General features: G+C 45.8%; 17 protein-coding genes. 5 read left to right on the top strand and 12 right to left on the bottom strand.

All coding sequences use genetic code 11. The annotated features are described in order from the left end of the window. Positions 1-25: 25 nt before the first annotated feature. Genes ICV39_RS07720 through scpA form a run of 8 tightly spaced genes read right to left on the bottom strand, consistent with a single transcriptional unit; the run spans position 26 to position 9,157 of the window. Positions 26-553 carry a DNA polymerase III subunit psi gene (locus tag ICV39_RS07720; RefSeq protein WP_215389530.1) on the bottom strand — a complete coding sequence of 176 codons (528 nt, stop codon included), beginning with the start codon at positions 551-553 and terminating at the stop codon, positions 26-28. Continuing rightward, the gene (gene rimI / locus ICV39_RS07715; RefSeq protein ID WP_215389529.1) at positions 550-1,077 is read right to left on the bottom strand and encodes a ribosomal protein S18-alanine N-acetyltransferase; all 528 of its coding nucleotides are present in this window, start codon (positions 1,075-1,077) and stop codon (positions 550-552) included. Before rimI ends, ICV39_RS07720 begins: the two co-directional genes overlap by 4 nt. Before the next feature lie 2 nt (positions 1,078-1,079). Continuing rightward, positions 1,080-1,808 carry a tRNA (adenosine(37)-N6)-threonylcarbamoyltransferase complex dimerization subunit type 1 TsaB gene (gene tsaB / locus ICV39_RS07710; RefSeq protein WP_251372659.1) on the bottom strand — a complete coding sequence of 243 codons (729 nt, stop codon included), beginning with the start codon at positions 1,806-1,808 and terminating at the stop codon, positions 1,080-1,082. Positions 1,809-1,842: 34 nt separating this feature from the next. Next, a complete protein-coding gene (locus tag ICV39_RS07705) occupies positions 1,843-2,310 on the bottom strand; it encodes a VOC family protein (RefSeq protein ID WP_215389528.1) in 468 nt (155 codons plus the stop codon). Positions 2,311-2,326: 16 nt separating this feature from the next. Then, positions 2,327-4,351 (bottom strand): acetyl-CoA carboxylase biotin carboxylase subunit, encoded by a 2,025-nt coding sequence (gene accC, locus ICV39_RS07700; RefSeq protein WP_215390952.1) that lies wholly within the window; start codon positions 4,349-4,351, stop codon positions 2,327-2,329. Positions 4,352-4,377: 26 nt separating this feature from the next. Continuing rightward, positions 4,378-5,910, bottom strand: a complete 1,533-nt coding sequence (locus ICV39_RS07695; RefSeq protein WP_215315318.1) for an acyl-CoA carboxylase subunit beta — start codon at positions 5,908-5,910, stop codon at positions 4,378-4,380. A gap of 10 nt (positions 5,911-5,920) precedes the next feature. Further along, entirely contained in the window at positions 5,921-6,946 is a 1,026-nt protein-coding gene (gene meaB, locus ICV39_RS07690) for a methylmalonyl Co-A mutase-associated GTPase MeaB (RefSeq protein WP_215389527.1), read from the bottom strand. A 24-nt stretch (positions 6,947-6,970) separates the two neighbouring features. Next, positions 6,971-9,157 carry a methylmalonyl-CoA mutase gene (gene scpA, locus ICV39_RS07685; protein ID WP_215389526.1) on the bottom strand — a complete coding sequence of 729 codons (2,187 nt, stop codon included), beginning with the start codon at positions 9,155-9,157 and terminating at the stop codon, positions 6,971-6,973. 93 nt (positions 9,158-9,250) lie between these two features. Between scpA and ICV39_RS07680 the strand changes: the two genes are divergently transcribed. Further along, entirely contained in the window at positions 9,251-9,889 is a 639-nt protein-coding gene (locus ICV39_RS07680) for a GntR family transcriptional regulator (protein ID WP_215389525.1), read from the top strand. 68 nt (positions 9,890-9,957) lie between these two features. Here the strand turns inward: ICV39_RS07680 and ICV39_RS07675 are convergent, their stop codons facing one another. Both ICV39_RS07675 and ICV39_RS07670 read right to left on the bottom strand, forming a co-directional pair. After that, a complete protein-coding gene (locus tag ICV39_RS07675; protein ID WP_215389524.1) occupies positions 9,958-10,311 on the bottom strand; it encodes a cytochrome c in 354 nt (117 codons plus the stop codon). A 13-nt stretch (positions 10,312-10,324) separates the two neighbouring features. After that, positions 10,325-10,690 carry a cytochrome c gene (locus ICV39_RS07670; RefSeq protein ID WP_251372656.1) on the bottom strand — a complete coding sequence of 122 codons (366 nt, stop codon included), beginning with the start codon at positions 10,688-10,690 and terminating at the stop codon, positions 10,325-10,327. A gap of 185 nt (positions 10,691-10,875) precedes the next feature. Between ICV39_RS07670 and ICV39_RS07665 the strand changes: the two genes are divergently transcribed. From ICV39_RS07665 to ICV39_RS07655, 3 genes are read left to right on the top strand one after another with little or no spacing between them, the layout of a single operon-like run. Next, a complete protein-coding gene (locus ICV39_RS07665) occupies positions 10,876-11,757 on the top strand; it encodes a MoxR family ATPase (RefSeq protein ID WP_215389523.1) in 882 nt (293 codons plus the stop codon). A gap of 30 nt (positions 11,758-11,787) precedes the next feature. Next, complete coding sequence (locus tag ICV39_RS07660; RefSeq protein WP_215389522.1) at positions 11,788-12,963, top strand: VWA domain-containing protein; 1,176 nt, start codon at positions 11,788-11,790, stop codon at positions 12,961-12,963. A gap of 49 nt (positions 12,964-13,012) precedes the next feature. Continuing rightward, entirely contained in the window at positions 13,013-13,468 is a 456-nt protein-coding gene (locus ICV39_RS07655; RefSeq protein WP_215389521.1) for a RidA family protein, read from the top strand. Here ICV39_RS07655 and ICV39_RS07650 read toward each other — a convergent pair. Next, positions 13,465-14,106, bottom strand: a complete 642-nt coding sequence (locus tag ICV39_RS07650; RefSeq protein ID WP_215389520.1) for an NTP transferase domain-containing protein — start codon at positions 14,104-14,106, stop codon at positions 13,465-13,467. The two genes, ICV39_RS07655 and ICV39_RS07650, sit on opposite strands and share 4 nt — an antisense overlap. A gap of 41 nt (positions 14,107-14,147) precedes the next feature. Here ICV39_RS07650 and ICV39_RS07645 point away from each other — a divergent pair, with 41 nt between their 5' ends. Beyond that, complete coding sequence (locus tag ICV39_RS07645) at positions 14,148-15,107, top strand: XdhC family protein (protein ID WP_215389519.1); 960 nt, start codon at positions 14,148-14,150, stop codon at positions 15,105-15,107. A gap of 32 nt (positions 15,108-15,139) precedes the next feature. Here the strand turns inward: ICV39_RS07645 and parC are convergent, their stop codons facing one another. Beyond that, the gene (gene parC, locus ICV39_RS07640) at positions 15,140-17,434 is read right to left on the bottom strand and encodes a DNA topoisomerase IV subunit A (protein ID WP_215390949.1); all 2,295 of its coding nucleotides are present in this window, start codon (positions 17,432-17,434) and stop codon (positions 15,140-15,142) included. Between the last annotated feature and the right edge of the window lie 161 nt (positions 17,435-17,595).

Below are 17,595 nucleotides of genomic sequence, written 5' to 3'. Positions count from 1 at the left end.
AGTTCTTTGTATAGCTGACGAGGCGCTAAGTATTTTGCAGAACTGATTTAGCCAATAACAAATCTTGCCATAGCAAAGCCTTCTCCTTTGGATTTCCAACCACTTGCGCAAGGTCTTGGGAGGCTAGCACTGGAATCTCATCATCATTTCCAGTATTTAAGGCTAATATAGTTTCACGCAACTGGGGTAAGGGGTCGCGTTCACCTGTTGCTTTCTGTACCGCTGGGCTACCGAATGCAAGCGCAACCACTGGCGCCCCATCCTCTGGCATTGTGAACTTGGATAAGTCGTCACTAAGGAGTTTCCAAGACCACTCTTGAGAAGATAGCCCCAAAACTCGAATGATATTCTGAAAGAGGAATTGTGCTTCACCCTGAGGCTTAGCACCAAAGAACCACCAATGTGCGCGAACTGATGATTCGGCAGTCTGTGAGATCACATTATCTTCTGTAGGCTTTATCGCAGGACTTGGAGATACAGAAGGTCCTGGCTCTCTCGTGACCCATTCGGTAATACCCATTTCTTTCAAATAGCTTGCGTGCAAATTGCTCATAGCTGTAGCTTAATGGATTTGGCCATGACAATTGCATCCTCCCGAATGCCCGTCTCAGGGTTGGCTGGATAGTAGCCTTTGCGTATGCCTATCTGCTCGTATCCTAATTTTTTATAAAGGGCAAAAGCAGGCTCATTTGTGGGGCGAACTTCTAAGATGATTCGGGGCATTTTTTGTTGAGCAGCAACCCCCTCGATTGCCTCCATCATGCGTGCACCTAATCCTAGTTTTCTTAATTTTGGTGAGACTGTGATGTTTAATAGATGGAGCTCATCCACCGCAGGGTACAGAATGCAATATGCCCATAAGGCCTGAGAATCTAAAAATGTTCCTGGAGTTGCATCTCCGTCTGAAAGATTTGGTCTGATGCAATATGCCCAATGTGCTGCCGCTAGAGAGTCAGAAAAGTTTCCTCGGGTCCATGGATGAATATGAGAAACAGACTCTATTGCTAATACAGCATCAAGATCTGCCTGTTGCATGGGCATAAATGAAAGTTCGGCAACTTCCTTTGGGCTTGTCATTGCTAGGCGTTCTTTTTAAAGGCCTGTTCGCGCTCTTCGGTAGTTAAAGCCACCTTATTGCGCACATAAAGCGGCTGTAGCTCCTGAACAGATATTTGCCTGCCGTTTAGTAATGCGGGTATTGCACAGCTCAAAATACCAAGTGCAGAAACACCAATATTTGCTTCTACATGATCGACAGGCAGTTGATGGTGGCTATACAGGCGATTGCCGTAAGCATGAATAGCATTTCCAGCCAAATACTGCGTACCATCCAAGTCTATTTCATCAGGGCCGCTCAAATGGATATCGCCAAGCCTCTGGGGCATGTTATCCGTTGACGCGTATTGATACCTAGCCCAATAAATTTCGTCCATGCGTGCATCAACTGCCACCACAAATTGACTTGGCCGTACTTTTTGGAAGTCTGCACTAGATAGCAGCTGCATAGCAATTGCATCCAAGCTAGCAACGGGAATCACTGGTAAATTTGCAGCAAGCGCTAATCCTTGTGCTGCAGCAACCCCTAATCGAACGCCTGTAAATGCTCCTGGACCAATTCCAATGGCTATGGCGTCCAAATCCGTCATAACAAGCTTTGAATCTCGTAGCAATTCATCAATCCATGGCAAAAGCAGCTGGCTAGCACCAGCAGCAACCGACTGGTGTCTAAATGCAGGCTCTACCTCACCTAAAGATAAAGCCACCGAACACCAAGCTGATGAGGTGTCGATGGCCAATATGCGTTTCAAGTTGAACTCTTATTGCGTTGGCTAAAAAACCAAATTATGAACTTAATTCAGCAATCACTTCAGGAGGAGCTTGAACCAGCTCGATTAAGACCCCTTCACCGCCAATCGGGAACTCGTCATTACCTTTGGGATGAACGAAGGTGATGTCATGACCTCCGGCACCCTTGCGAATGCCGCCAGGCGCAAAACGCAAACCATTTGCCGATAACCACTCAACCGCCTTTGGTAAATCATCAACCCACAAACCAATGTGATTTAGCGGTGTTTGATGGACCGCAGGCTTTTTATTGATATCAAGGGGCTGCATCAGATCAACTTCGATCTCATATGCTCCAGAGCCAATTGCACAAATATCTTCATCTACGTTTTCACGCTCAGATACAAAAGTGCTCTTATATTCAAAGCCGAATAAATCAACCCATAGCTTCTTGAGGCGATCTTTATCCTCGCCACCAATTGCGATCTGCTGAATTCCGAGAATCTTAAAGGGCTTAAGTGTCATTTAAACGGAGCTCCTCTTATCCAAAGCGAATAATTAATTGATCAACTGCCAAGCTTTCACCCTCTTTGGCGCAGATCTCCGCAACAACGCCATCTTGCATAGCTGAAATCGTGTTTTCCATCTTCATTGCTTCAATGGATGCTAGCTTCTGGCCCGCCGTTACCGCTTCACCAACCTTAACTGCAACTTTGGTTAGCAAACCGGGCATCGGCGACATAACAAGCTTAGACGTATCAGGTGGAAGCTTCACTGGCATACGGCGTTGTAGTTCAGCACCCAATGGACTGAGAACCATACACTCATAGTGCGCACCGTCTAGGATGAGATAGAACTTAACGCCCTTACGCTCAACTTGAGCAGTGATTTTTTGCGTGCCATTAATAGTTGCATTGAGGCAAATTTGTCCTGGGCGCCAATCGCTGACGATGTCATACCGGCTAACACCATCATTTTCTTCAATGTAGACCGAATAAACGCCATCTTTAAGCTCAACCCGAATTGGAACCTCGTACGGATCATTCATAGAGCCAGTTTTTTTGCCAGTCACCACAACAAATTTCTTAGCAATAACCATTTCATGTCCAGCTAACTGACCATCAATCATCTTGATATGCTCAAGATAGCGATAGCGCATAAAGGCTGCCAAAGCGGCTAAACGTTTAGGGTCAGCAGGTTGTACTGAATCCTTCTTAAAGCCTTCTGGGTATTCCTCGGCAATAAAGCCCGTTGTGAAATCACCATTCACAAATCGTGGGTGCTGCAACAACGCTGCTTGGAATGGAATATTCGAATGAATGCCGCGAATCACAAAGTCATTCAAAGCGGAACGCATCTTCTCAATGGCCTCTGTACGATCCTTGCCATGCACAATCAATTTAGCGATCATGGAGTCGTAATACATCGGAATCTCACCACCCTCGTAGACGCCGGTATCCACACGAACACCATTTACCGACTCCGGTGGGCGATACTTCACAAGACGACCTGTAGAAGGCAAGAAGTTACGGAATGGATCATCCGCATTAATACGGCACTCTATTGACCAGCCATCCAGCTTTACATCCTCTTGTTTGAATGACAACTTTTCACCAGCCGCAACCCGAATCATCTGCTCCACAAGGTCAAGGCCAGTGATGCTTTCGGTAACAGGATGCTCTACCTGTAAGCGAGTATTCATTTCCAGGAAGTAGAAAGATTTATCTTTGCCGACCACAAACTCCACCGTTCCAGCTGACTGGTAGTTAACCGCTTTAGCTAGAGCAACTGCTTGCTCGCCCATAGCTTTACGGGTGGCTGGATCAATAAATGGAGATGGAGCCTCTTCGATTACCTTTTGGTGACGACGCTGAATAGAGCAATCACGCTCATTGAGGTAGACCACATTACCATGGGAATCACCCAAGATCTGAATCTCAATATGTCTTGGGCCTTCAACAAATTTCTCAATAAAGATGCGATCATCTCCGAAGCTATTCATTGCTTCGGTTTTACATGCTGCAAATCCTTCGGCAGCCTCTTTGTCATTAAACGCTACACGCAAGCCTTTACCGCCGCCACCTGCTGAAGCTTTAATCATGACTGGATAGCCAATTCCTTGGGCAATCTTGACAGCCTCTTCGTTGGTATCAATTGCATCGTTATAACCGGGAATCGTATTGACCTTAGCTTCTTGAGCTAGTTTCTTAGAAGCGATCTTGTCGCCCATAGCTGCAATAGACTGGTGTTTAGGGCCGATGAAGACAATACCTTCCTCTTCACAGCGCTTAGCGAACTGCTCATTCTCGGAAAGGAATCCATAGCCTGGGTGAACTGCTTCTGCGCCAGTATCTTTGCAGGCCTGAATGATCCGATCCATTACAAGATAAGATTCTCTCGATGGAGCTGGTCCGATGCAAACGGCCTCATCAGCCAACTGTACATGTCGAGCCTCTTTATCCGCCTCTGAATATACGGCGACGGTTTTAATGCCCATCTTCTTGGCAGTTTTCATCACACGGCAAGCGATCTCGCCGCGGTTAGCAATCAAAATTTTCTTAAACATTTTCGTAGTCATTTTTATCAGCGCCTTTACAGAGGAATGTTGCCGTGTTTACGCGCAGGATTCTTCAAATCTTTGTCTTTAAGCATTGCTAAAGAGCGAGCGATACGTTTGCGGGTTTCATGTGGAAGGATGACATCATCAATATATCCACGACGGCCTGCCACAAAGGGGTTTGCAAACTTAGACTTGTATTCCGCTTCACGAGCAGCAATCTTTTCTGGATCAGATTTTTCTTCGCGGAAAATGATTTCTACTGCGCCCTTAGGGCCCATCACTGCAATCTCAGCAGAAGGCCATGCAAAGTTCACGTCACCACGTAAATGCTTAGAGGCCATCACGTCATATGCGCCACCATAGGCTTTGCGGGTAATGAGCGTGACTTTTGGCACTGTGCAATCTGCATATGCATAGAGCAATTTCGCACCATGCTTAATAATGCCGCCATATTCTTGAGCTGTTCCGGGCATAAATCCAGGAACGTCTACCAATGTCACCACGGGGATATTGAAGGCATCACAGAAGCGCACAAAACGCGCTGCTTTAATAGAGGCTTTAATATCCAAACAACCTGCCAATACCAGCGGTTGATTTGCCACGATACCAATTGAGCGACCTTCCATACGTGCAAAACCAATGACAATATTCTTTGCGTAATCTGGTTGCAACTCAAAGAATTCACCGTCGTCAACAATCTTCTCAATCAACTCTTTCATATCATAGGGTTGATTTGGATTAGATGGCACCAAAGTATCCAAGGAAAAATCGGGCTCTTCTGTACGGTTCGCACCCTTAATGAGTGGTGGCTTTTCGCGATTTGATAAAGGTAGATAGTTGAAGAAACGACGCAACATCATGATGGCATCAACATCGTTATCAAACGCCAAATCACAAACGCCAGATACCGTTGAATGCGTTACAGCGCCACCCAACTCTTCAGCAGTAACATCTTCGTGCGTAACTGTTTTGACCACTTCTGGGCCAGTTACGAACATATATGAACTATCTTTCACCATGAAGATGAAGTCAGTAAGCGCCGGTGAATATACAGCTCCACCAGCAGAAGGCCCCATGATCAAGGAAATTTGAGGAATCACGCCAGAGGCTGTAACGTTACGCTGGAAAATTTCAGCATAGCCACCCAAAGAAGCAACACCCTCCTGGATTCTGGCCCCGCCAGAGTCATTCAGACCAATCACTGGTGCGCCTACTTTCATCGCCTGATCCATGATCTTGCAAATCTTCTCAGCATGCGCTTCCGATAGGGAGCCTCCTAGCACAGTGAAATCCTGCGAGAACACAAATACAAGACGGCCGTTAATCATTCCGTAACCAGTGACTACACCATCTCCTGGAACAGTTTGATCACCCATTCCAAAATCGTGACAACGGTGCTCAACAAACATGTCCCATTCTTCGAATGTGCCTGCATCAAGCAATAGCTCAATACGCTCACGGGCTGTTAATTTCCCCTTTGAGTGCTGAGCCTGAATACGCTTTTGCCCACCGCCTAAGCGTGCTAGCTCGCGCTTCGCCTCTAGTTGTTGAATGATTTCCTTCATTGCCTACTCCTTAGAAAAATTCATGACCCATTGACTCCAATAAGCGTCTTGCTGCAACTGAAGGCGCCATGGTTCCTTGATTAACTTCTGTAACCAAATTTGGTAGAAGCGCTTGCACCGCCTCATTACTACGAAATGCATTCTTTAAACCAGCATCAATACGATCCCACATCCATGCCCCAGCTTGTTGCTTACGACGTGAGTCAAACTTACCGTTTGCCTTCTGCAGCTTCTCAAAATGAGAAATCTTTTCCCATAACTCTGGGACGCCTCGACCTTCAAGAGCACTCAAAGTCATTACCGTGGGATGCCAATAATTGACATCATGTGAGGCGTGATCTGGATTGCCTTGAAAGCCCAACAATCTCAATGAACTAGTAATAAAGAGTTGCGCACGCATTGCCGCATCAGGATCGATATCTACCTTATTAATGACAATCAAGTCAGCTATTTCCATCACGCCCTTCTTGATAGCCTGCAAATCATCGCCCGCATTCGGCAACTGAAGCAGCAAGAACATGTCAGTCATGCCTGCAACTGCAATTTCGCTTTGACCAACGCCAACAGTTTCAACGATGACAACATCAAATCCAGCCGCCTCAGCAACCAACATTGCTTCGCGGGTCTTTTCGGCCACACCACCCAAGGTAAGAGATGATGGACTTGGGCGAATAAACGCATTTTCTAAAATAGAAAGTCGCTCCATTCGGGTTTTGTCACCCAAAATAGACCCGCCAGATAGGCTTGATGAAGGATCAATTGCGAGAACCGCAACCCGATGACCTTTCTCAATCAAATACAAGCCAAGGGATTCAATTAGGGTGGATTTGCCAACACCTGGAACGCCAGAGATACCTAAACGAAATGATTTCCCTGTTTTTGGCAGCAGGGCATTCAGAACTTCATCGGCGCGCTTGCGATGATCAAGGCGAGTCGACTCAAGTAATGTAATGACTTTCGCCAACGCCCTGCGCTGCTTTAGCGACGGAGCACTGGTGAGGTCATTCACCAAAGCCTGATCAACTACCTCGAGCATCTTATCTATCTTGTCTTGATCGTATTAAGCAGGTTTTACAGATTTACGAATTTGCTCAAGCACATCTTTTGCTGAGGCTGGAATTGGTGTGCCTGGGCCATAAATGCCCTTAACGCCCGCCTCATACAAGAACTCATAATCCTGCCTCGGAATAACGCCACCAACGAAGACGATGATGTCATCAGCGCCTTGTTTCTTCAGTTCAGCAATGATTGCTGGTACGAGAGTCTTATGGCCAGCTGCCAAGGTTGAAACACCTAATGCGTGAACGTCATTCTCAATTGCCTGACGTGCGCACTCTTCAGGGGTCTGGAACAAAGGTCCGATATCCACATCAAAACCAAGATCAGCATAAGCAGTTGCAACCACTTTTGCACCGCGATCATGGCCATCTTGGCCAAGCTTAGCAATCATGACACGTGGACGACGTCCAAACTCTTTCGCAAAATCAGCGATTTCTGTTTGTAATTTTGCCCAGCCCTCGGCTGAGTCATAGGCAGCTGCATACACTCCGGTCACCTTTTGAGTATCGGCGCGATGGCGCCCGTAAACTTTCTCCAATGCATCAGATACTTCACCAACTGTTGCACGCAAACGTATTGCATTGACAGATAACTCAAGTAAATTACCTGAGCCCTCTTCAGCAGCCTTAGTTAAAGCCTCTAATGCAGCCTCTACTTTTTTGCTATCACGCTTCGCCTTAATATCTTTGAGACGAGCAACCTGTCCATCGCGAACCTTATCGTTGTCAATCATCAATACATCAACAAGATCTTCTTTAGCCAGCTTGTATTTATTTACGCCCACAATTACATCTGAGCCTGAATCAATCTTCGCTTGTTTTTCAGCGGCAGCGGCTTCAATCTTGAGCTTAGCCCAACCGCTTTCAACCGCTTTGGTCATGCCACCCATGGCATCTACTTCCTGAATGATCTCCCAGGCTTTGTCAGCCATCTCTTGAGTCAAGTTCTCCATCATGTAAGAACCTGCCCATGGGTCAATCACACTAGTAATATGCGTTTCTTCTTGCAATATTAGCTGGGTGTTTCGAGCAATACGACTTGAGAATTCGGAAGGTAAGGCTATTGCTTCATCCAGAGAATTGGTGTGCAAAGACTGTGTACCACCAAATACCGCAGCCATTGCCTCAACAGTCGTTCTTACAACGTTGTTATAGGGATCCTGCTCAGTTAAAGACCAGCCAGATGTCTGACAGTGCGTACGCAGCATCAATGACTTTGGATTCTTTGGCTCAAAAGACTTCATGATGCGCCACCACAATAGGCGTGCCGCCCGCAACTTAGCAACTTCAAGATAGAAGTTCATGCCAATCGCAAAGAAGAATGAAAGGCGGCCTGCAAATCCGTCTACATCTAAACCTTTGGCTAAAGCAGTTTTGACATACTCTTTACCATCAGCCAATGTAAAGGCCAATTCCAATACTTGATTTGCGCCCGCCTCTTGCATGTGATAACCCGAAATAGAAATCGAGTTGAACTTAGGCATATTTTTTGCGGTGTACTCAATGATGTCACCGATGATGCGCATTGAAGGCTCTGGCGGGTAAATATAGGTATTACGTACCATGAACTCCTTCAGAATATCGTTCTGAATTGTTCCGGATAACTGCTCTTGTTTTACCCCTTGCTCTTCACCGGCAACAATGTATCCAGCCAATACCGGCAAGACCGCGCCGTTCATGGTCATAGACACAGAAACCTTATCTAACGGGATACCGTCAAACAAAATTTTCATATCCTCAACAGAGTCAATAGCAACACCAGCCTTACCAACGTCACCGGTTACACGAGGGTGATCTGAATCGTAACCTCGGTGTGTTGCCAAATCGAATGCAACTGAAACACCTTGACCGCCAGCTTCTAATGCCTTGCGATAAAAAGCATTAGATTCTTCAGCAGTTGAGAAACCAGCGTATTGACGAATGGTCCAAGGACGCACTGAATACATCGTTGCTTGCGGTCCACGAATAAATGGCTCAAATCCTGGCAATGTATCTGTGTAATGAAGATTTTTAGCATCTGCAGATGTATAAAGCGCTTTTAGATGAATTCCATCGGGAGTTTTCCAGCCAAGCTGATTAACGTCACCATTAGGAGCAGACTTTTGCGCTGCTTTATTCCAAGAATCTAAATTGACATCCGGAAATGATGGCCATTCGTTGCTTGATGGATTTTTCTTTTCTGAACTCACAAAACACTCCCTAGTTTTTGTTGCATTGCATATAAGATTTTGTAATTCTGCTTGACTATTTAACATTTGTCTAGATATCATGTATTCATAATTATGAATACAAAACTGAATAATAGACCCCTATACGAAGACGTCGCTGATCGCCTTCGGGAACAGATTTTTGCCAAACAGTTGGCCCCAGGTAGCTGGTTAGACGAACAAAGCCTAGCGGATCAATTTGGGATTAGCCGAACCCCTATGCGGGAAGCTATTAAGGTTCTCGCCTCCGAAGGTCTGGTAACGATAAAAATGCGTCGTGGTGCCTATGTGACGGAAATCGCCAGAAATGACCTTGAGCAGATCTTTACCATCCTCACCCTGCTTGAAGGCGAAGCAGCCAAACAAACAGCTATAAAGGCCACAGAAGAAGAACTAAATCAACTCGACTACTGGCATCACCGCCTAGAAAAAGCAGCGGCAGACCGAGATATAGAGCAATTTTTTGAAATCAATGGCAAGTTTCATGAGCTCATCCAAGAAATCGCAGGCAATCGTTGGATGAATGGCGTTATCGCAGATTTAAGAAAAGTTCTCAAACTCCATCGTCGCGATTCACTCACCAGCACTGGAAGGTTACAAAATTCCCTACTTGAGCATCGAGAGATACTCAAAGCTTTACTTAAACGGGATCAGGCAGGCGCTGAAGTGGCAATGCGAAAACACATGGAGCGCGGATTAGAGGCGCTCAGATAACAACTGGGAAGCCAATAAAAAAGGCTTAGAAAATGATCTAAGCCTTTTTTAAAACAGTTATCAGAAAACTACTTCTTGATAACAAAGTTCCCCGGCAATGATGCTACGTAAGCAGCAATGTCATGCAGATCTGCGTCTGAGAAAGACTGAACCTGGGAGCCCATCACCGCGTTGTTACGACCATATTGCGCATTGCCATTGCCTACTTTATACGCCTTCAATGCGTAATAGATGTAGTCAGGATATTGACCAGCCAATTTAGGGTATGCAGGCAAGATAGGGGCATTCAAGCCGGCACCGTGGCAAGAAGCACAATTTGCTTTCTCTACCAAAGCTTGGCCTTTTTCAACGCTTGCAGCATTTGCCACATTTACCAAACCAATACCAGATAGCAATGCTGCTGTAATTAGTGCAAATTTCATAAACGCGCCTCTATTACTTCAATGGGTTATTCGGTGAGCTGGCAGTTTGCGCAGCATAGTATTCGCCAATATCAGCCATGTCCTGATCAGACAGGCTGGCTGCAATGGAACGCATTGTTGGATGCTTTCTCTCGCCCTTCTTGTATTCAGACAAAGCGGTAGCAATATAGGCAGCATTTTGACCGCCTAACATTGGAACTCTATATACCAATGGGTAGTCAGCACGATAGTCAGGAATTGAGTGGCAACCCACACAAAGCCATACCTTGGCATTACCCGCACTAGCGTTGCCTTTAATTTCATCAGCCTGAGCAACAAATCCAGCAAACGCTAGACCAGCACAGACGAACAATTTAGAAAGAATTGAGAGTTTTTTCATAGAAATCAGTATTAATGAGTTTGATTTAAATCAACTGGGGAGAGTATAGCGGAGAGTAAGCTTTTTAACCCGCATTTGGGGCGTTCTTTTGCCCTTTCAGCATCAAAAATCAGTAGAAATACTGAAAATTGAACGCCATTTACCTATACTGGAACACCCCATAGAACAGATTTTGATTGGCCGAAATGACCTCAGCACACAAGAGTAGCAACCCTGAACCCTCAAAGCGCTTTGATGGCAGCCAGCAATACGTGGCAACCGCTGACCTTAAGTTGGCTGTAAATGCTGCAATAGCACTACAACGCCCCCTCCTCATTAAAGGAGAGCCTGGTACAGGCAAAACAATGTTGGCTGAAGAAGTAGCATCAGCTCTTAATATGCCTCTATTGCAATGGCATATTAAATCTACTACCAAGGCGCAACAAGGGCTCTACGAATACGATGCCGTTAGTCGTTTGCGTGACTCTCAGCTGGGTGATGAAAAAGTTAAAGACATTCGCAACTACATTGTGAAAGGCGTCTTATGGCAAGCCTTTGAAGCGGATCAACCTACCGTTTTACTAATCGATGAAATTGATAAAGCGGATATTGAATTTCCAAATGATCTCTTGCGGGAAATAGATCGCATGGAGTTCTATGTATATGAAACCCGCGAACTCATTAAAGCAAAGCACCGCCCTCTTGTCATCATTACGTCCAATAATGAAAAAGAATTGCCAGATGCATTCTTGCGTCGCTGCTTCTTTCATTACATCAGCTTTCCTGATGCCAATACGATGCAAAGCATCGTTGATGTACACCACCCCAACATCAAACAAGATCTCCTAGAGGCCGCCCTCAAAGCCTTCTATCAAATCCGCGCTTTACCAGGACTAAAGAAGAAACCGTCCACCTCCGAGTTGATTGACTGGTTAAAACTTTTGCTCGCGGAAGATATCCCTCCAGAGGCCCTCTACTCTCAAGATGAAAAAATTGTGGTGCCCCCTCTGCATGGCGCCTTACTGAAGAATGAACAAGACATTCATCTTTTTGAGCGCTTAGTGATGATGAATCGCAATCATCGTTAACAGGCTCATCAAAAAAAATAGAGCCAACTAATGCTGATTCCGTTCTTTCTCAATTTGAAGGAGGCTAAGGTGCCTGTTTCTGTGAGAGAGTTTTTAACTTTATTAGAAGCACTAAAGTCAGGCGTCATTGCCCCATCAATTGATGAGTTTTATCAACTCTCACGCATGACGCTAGTCAAAGATGAACAATACTTTGATCGTTTTGATCAAGTATTTGGCAATTACTTTAAAGGTGTTGAGCAGATCATCGCTCTATCACCAGATATTCCAGATGATTGGCTTGAAAAAAAATTGCAACGCGTTTTATCCGAAGAAGAAAAAGCAGCGTTACAGAAACTAGGCGGCCCTGAGGCACTCAAAAAACGACTTGAGGAACTACTCAAAGAACAAAAGGAATGGCACGGGGGTGGCAATAAATGGATTGGTGCTGGCGGCTCATCGCCTTTTGGGCATAGCGGTTACCACCCAGAAGGAATCCGTATTGGTGGCGAGAGCGCAGGCAACCGCACCGCTATTAAAGTTTGGGAAGCTCGTGAATTTAAAGATTACGACAGCAACCTAGCCCTTGGCACCAGAAATATCAAAGTAGCATTGAGGCGATTGCGTCGCTTTGCTCGTCAGGGTTCGGCGCTTGAGCTTGATCTAGATAAAACCATTCATTCGACTGCAGCCAATGCAGGCATGCTGGATATTCAGATGAGGCCAGAACGCCACAACCAGGTCAAAGTATTGCTACTCATGGATGTGGGCGGCTCCATGGATGATCATATTCAGCGTATTGGTGAATTATTTTCCGCAGCAAAGGCGGAGTTCAAACATCTGGAACATTATTACTTTCATAACTGCGTTTATGAAAATCTGTGGCAAAATAACCGACGTCGCAGAGACCAAGTGACAGCCACACAGGACATCATCAATAAATATGGGCCTGACTACAAACTGATTTTTGTGGGCGATGCTACTATGTCTCCTTATGAGATTTTAAGCCCCAATGGCTCAGTCGAGTACAACAATAAAGAAGCAGGCGCTGTTTGGATCAATCGGCTCTTAGAACATTTTCAACACTTTGTTTGGCTCAATCCCGAACCTGAATCCATCTGGGAATACCGTCAATCTATCGACATCATGAAAAATCTGATGAAAGATCGCATGTACCCAGTTACCTTAAATGGCCTAGAAGCAGCGATGCGTCAACTATCCAAATAAATTACCAGTAAGATTTCGTTTAATTCAATTAACACCAACTGAGAAAACCATGAGTGCTATCAACGATCGATTAAAAACCCTTGGAATTGATTTGCCGCCGCCTGGGCCGCCAGCAGCAGCCTATGTCATGGCCGCTACTTCGGGCAATACAGTATTTCTATCGGGGCATATCGCCAAACGTGATGGCAAACCTTGGATTGGAAAGCTCGGTAAAGATATGGATACAGAAACAGGTAAAGCTGCCGCGAGATCCATTGCCATAGACCTCATCTCCACTTTACATAATCATCTTGGTTCGCTCGATAAAGTTAAACGCATCGTAAAAGTAATGGGTTTAGTAAACTCCACCAGTGAATACACTGAGCAACACTTGGTGGTAAACGGGTGCTCTGAATTACTCTTTGAAGTTTTTGGTGAGGCTGGCAAACATGCTCGTAGTGCATTTGGAGTTGCCCAAATTCCTCTGGGAGCCTGCGTTGAGATTGAATTGATTGCCGAGATCTAAGTCCGCGTAACACCAAGCTTCTGGATGTCTGCGTCAGTGTCGACATCCAGAATATATGCGTCATTATCAGAATGAAATGTTTTGATGCGATTGGGATTCTTATCCATAAACAATCTACAAACCATTCCTGGAATTTCCAACATCTCCTCTATTGCCTTCTTAGAAAATAGCGTGGGATTGCCACGCTGAGCGCCCACCATCGGCATCACCACATCTTGATGCAGCTCACGATCAGCAAATTGATTTAGCAAGGTAATTAGCTGATCTTCGCCAATCTGGGGCTGATCACTTAAACACATTGCCACAACGTCAAATGAGTTACCCAACGACTCAAGAGCAAGTCTTACAGATGACGCTTGGCCAGAAGATGCATTTTGGTTATGAATGATGGTGATGGATAAATCCATCAACTTAGCCAATCTACTGAGCTCTTGCTCTATTGGCGCTGCATGAAATCCGGTAATGACAATGAACTCAACTGGATGAAGCGCTTTAACAGCAGTACAAAACCCCTCCAAAAGAGTTTTACCATTCTTTTGCAATAGCGCCTTCGGAACAGAGCCCATGCGACTACCTTCGCCGGCAGCCAACAAAACAATCGCCAGACGTAGATTGGGAGATTTACGCAAAGAAGTCATTAGGGTGATAATAAATAAGAATTCAAAAACAAAGATACCGCATGAATAGCACCGATCTGAGCGTTCTCAAATCCGCAGTCAACTGGCTTCAAGCAGGCCATTCTGTCGCAATAGCCACCGTTGTTCAAACCTGGGGGTCGGCACCCCGTCCAGTTGGATCTTGGCTCGCCATCCGCAATGACGGACAAGTCGCAGGCTCGGTATCCGGTGGTTGCGTTGAAGATGATCTGATTAGTCGCGTGCAAACCGAAATCTTGACTCGCAATACCCCTGAAATGGTGGTGTATGGAGTTAGCCAAGAAGAGGCGGCCCGCTTTGGTCTACCTTGTGGCGGCACGCTTCGTCTATTGGTGGAACCTAAACCTGAGCTTGCAATTTTGGAACAATTATTAGCAAGCATTAGCTCCCATCAAATCACCAAACGGTCTGTAAATATTGCCACTGGAAAATCCACTCTAGAGCCCGGTACACGTAATGATGAATTCGCCTGCAACGATAAAGAGATGTGTACTACTTACGGTCCACGCTGGCGCATGGTCATTATTGGCGCTGGTCAACTCTCTCAATACACGGCAGATTTTGCCATTGCCTCTGACTTTGAAGTCATTGTGATTGACCCTCGTGATGAATACGCCGAAGGATTAAATCGCTCTGATGTCACCTTTATTCAAGGTATGCCCGATGATGTCTTACTTGAGATTGGCGTGGATCCCCATACTGCAGTAGTAGCGCTGACCCATGACCCCAAACTGGATGACATGGCATTGATGGAGGCACTCAAGTCTTCCGCATTCTATGTGGGAGCCTTAGGTAGCAAAAAGAATACCCAGAAGCGCAAAGAGCGCTTACTAGAGTTTGATGTCAGCAAAGAAGAAGTTGAAAAGCTTTATGGGCCTGTAGGCCTTTCTATTGGAGCCCTCACCCCACCAGAGATTGCCATCTCCATCCTGGCGGAAGTGATTGCCGTCAAATATGGGGTGAGCCTACCTAAAAAAGGATAGTTTTCTAGGTTGGCCTTCTTAAGTAGCTCGCTTTAGCTTGCTTTTAGCTTGCCGTCTTTTAGGCGAGGCTCAACAAAATGTCCTTTACGAGCGCGATTACCAGCAAAAGACTTCAGTGTTTTCGCATCCAGACTTAACTCGGTAGGCTTTCCTGCGCGTCCCGCGCCAGAGTAAGTTGCTCCATTTGGACCCACTGCGATTGCGGAGGACATGAACTCTTTGTCATCGAGACCCATCAGAATTACGCCTTTACCACCAGTAGGCAAGCGCTTTAATTCATCTAATGGGAAGACCAGCAACTTTGAAGCAGCGGATAAGCAGGCAACCTGTTTCATACCCACCTCAACCTTGGCGGCACCTAGTGGTGCATCACCATCCACTTTTGTATCAATACTAATGAATGATTTACCAGCCTTATTTCGCGTACTCATGTCAGCAACATTAGCCAAGAATCCATAACCTGCTTTTGTGGATAACAAGACTAAGTCATCAGGCTGACCTGCGTAGTACGCAACCATTTGAGAACCAGCGGCGAGATTTACGAAGCTAGTCAATGGTGAGCCATCACCGCGAGCGCCAGGTAACTCACTAACTGGTACGGTATAAACACGGCCATCACTACCAAAGCCTTGGATCACATCAACAGTGCGCACTTCAAACGTAGCATACAAAGCATCGCCGGCTTTGAAGCTGAACTGTGTTGCATCATGGTCATGACCCTGACGGACACGTACCCAACCTTTTTGTGAAACGATGACCGTAACAGGCTCATCAATCACCTTAGTCTCGGCAACAGCTCGCTTATCCTCCTGAATCAACGTACGACGATCATCGCCGAAATCTTTGATATCTGCTTCGATTTCTTTGATGATGCGTTTACGTAAAACAGCATCACTTTGCAACAATCCTTCTAAGTCATCACGCTCTGATTTAAGCTCTTTGAGCTCTTGCTCAATCTTGATGCCCTCTAGACGAGCCAATTGACGTAGGCGGATATCCAAAATATCTTCCGCTTGACGATCGGTAAGCTTAAATTCTTTGATCAAATCGGCCTTAGGCTCATCGCTATTGCGAATGATCTTAATGACCTTATCAATATTTAGAAGAACGATTAGACGCCCTTCTAAGATGTGCATCCGGTCTTTTACCTTGTTGAGACGGAACTGGGTTCGACGAGTCACTGTAACGACTCTGAACTCAATCCATTCAGAAATAATCTCTTTTAAGCCCTTTTGACGGGGGCGCCCATCGTTGCCAATCATCACTAAATTCATTGGCGCATTAGACTCAAGCGAGGTATGTGCCAACAAAAGGTTGACGAACTCATTCACATCAATGTTTTTGCTCTTGGGCTCAAATACCAAGCGAACTGGAGCATCTTTGCTAGACTCATCGCGCACACCATCTAATACATTCAAGATGGTGGACTTCAGATTGTTCTGTTCAGGAGTTAAAGTTTTCTTACCAACCTTCACTTTTGGATTGGTAATCTCCTCAATCTCTTGTAATACACGTTGAGAAGATGTTGAGGGAGGCAATTCGTTGACCACGATTTGCCACTGGCCGCGAGCCAATTCTTCGATGGACCAACGAGCGCGCACTTTAAGGCTGCCACGGCCTGTTTCATAAATCTGCGCAATCTCCGCAGACGAGGAAATAATTTGACCGCCACCTGGGTAATCTGGACCAGGCATGATCTCCAATAAATCAGCAGTAGATAGCTTAGGCGACTTCATCAAGGCAATCGCAGCTGATGCTACTTCACGCAAATTGTGTGATGGAATCTCGGTTGCCATACCCACCGCAATACCGGATGCGCCGTTGAGCAATACGAATGGTAAACGGGCTGGCAATAATTTTGGCTCTTGGAATGAACCGTCATAGTTAGGCGCAAAATCAACGGTACCTTCGTCGATTTCACTTAATAGCAAGCCAGCAATCTTCGTTAAACGTGCTTCGGTATAACGCATCGCCGCAGCTCCATCACCATCACGTGAGCCGAAGTTGCCTTGACCATCAATTAATGGGTAGCGCAGAGAGAAGCTCTGCGCCAAGCGAACTAACGCGTCATAGGCAGACTGGTCACCGTGTGGGTGGAACTTACCCAATACGTCACCGACAACCCGCGCACTCTTTACAGGCTTTGCATCAGCACGAAGACCCATCTCGTTCATTGAGAATAGGATGCGTCGCTGCACTGGCTTTTGACCATCTGCAACTTCTGGTAATGCGCGCCCTTTTACAACGCTAATGGCGTAATCTAGATATGCACGCTCGGCATACACAGCTAGCGTCAAACTATCCTTGTTATCCTCATTTAAATCCATTGTCTTGGGATCATGTGGATCTTTAGGTCCGTTAGAGCCCCCTTTAGAGGATGCCGCTACTTTAGGCGCTTCATCTACCTCAACGATATCCATCTCTTCAATAGCGTTTGAAAATAAATCCGCCTGCTCAGCGGCTTTATTCTTTCCTGGTGTTTTCTTGG

Origin of the sequence: Polynucleobacter sp. MWH-UH25E, assembly GCF_018687095.1 — a bacterium.
Classification (GTDB): domain Bacteria; phylum Pseudomonadota; class Gammaproteobacteria; order Burkholderiales; family Burkholderiaceae; genus Polynucleobacter.
This window is presented reverse-complemented; position numbering and strand designations above follow the sequence as displayed.